This window comes from Streptomyces sp. NH27, from assembly GCF_056859195.1.
In genome coordinates this window covers 1-1,174 of record NZ_JACEGK010000970.1, presented here as the reverse complement: position 1 = coordinate 1,174, position 1,174 = coordinate 1, and the positions used below count along the sequence as shown (strand labels likewise).

1 protein-coding gene is annotated in these 1,174 nt (G+C 75.7%); it reads left to right on the top strand.

Translation table 11 applies throughout. From position 1 onward, the window contains the following. On the top strand, positions 1-1,174 hold a 1,174-nt coding region (locus tag AC13HU_RS37470), incomplete at both ends, for an amylo-alpha-1,6-glucosidase (RefSeq protein WP_483046471.1).

The following is a 1,174-nucleotide window of genomic DNA, read 5'->3' as shown; positions in this document are numbered from 1 at the left end:
TTCCCGGCCCCCGCCCCCGGCGCCGTGGACTGGCCGCACCCCCGGCTCACCTCCGCCGACCAGCGGCTGGACAAGCTCGTGGCCCGCTCCGTCGGCGACCTGGAACGGCTGCTGCTCACCGACCCCGACCACCCCGGCGACACCTTCCTGGCCGCCGGCTCCCCCTGGTTCCTCACCCTGTTCGGGCGCGACTCGCTGTGGGCCGCCCGCATGCTGCTGCCGCTCGGCACCGAGCTGGCCGCGGGCACCCTGCGCACCCTGGCCCGCCGCCAGGGCACCCGCATCGACCCGCACACCGAGGAGCAGCCCGGCAAGATCCTGCACGAGGTGCGCCGCGAGTCGCTGCGGCTGGCCGACTCCCGCGCGCTGCCCGCCGTCTACTACGGCACCGTGGACGCCACCCCGCTGTGGATCACGCTGCTGCACGACGCGTGGCGCTGGGGCATGCCCGACGACCAGGTCGCCGAACTGCTGCCGCACGCCGAGGCCGGACTGGAGTGGCTGGCCCGCTACGGCGACGCGGACGGCGACGGCCTGCTGGAGTACGTCGACAGCACCGGCAGCGGCCTGGCCAACCAGGGCTGGAAGGACTCCGGCGACTCCATCCGCTGGCGCGACGGCCGGCTCGCCGCGCCGCCCATCGCCCTGTGCGAGGTCCAGGCGTACGCGTACGAGGCCGCCATCGCCGGCGCCGCCCTGCTGCGCGCCTTCGACCGGCCGGGCGCGGACCGCTGGGAGGAGTGGGCCGGCACCGTCCGCCGCCGCTTCCGGGAGAGCTTCTGGGTCTCCGACGCGCTCGGCAGCTACCCGGCGGTCGCGCTCGACGCGGAGAAGCGCCCGGTCGACTCCGCCACCTCCGCCTTCGGGCACCTGCTCGGCACCGGGCTGCTGGACCGCGACGAGAGCGCGCTGCTCGCCGACCGGCTGGTCGGGCCCGACCTCGACTGCGGCTTCGGGCTGCGCACCCTCAGCCGCCGCAACGCCGGCTTCAACCCGCTTGGCTACCACGTCGGTTCGGTGTGGCCGCACGACACGGCGATAGCGGTGCACGGCCTGGTCAGGGCCGGTTTCCCGGCCCATGCGGTGCCGCTGGCCAAGGGCATCGTCGCCGCCTCGACCGGCTTCGAGGCCCGCCTGCCGGAGCTGTACGGCGGGCACGGCAGCGCCTACGACG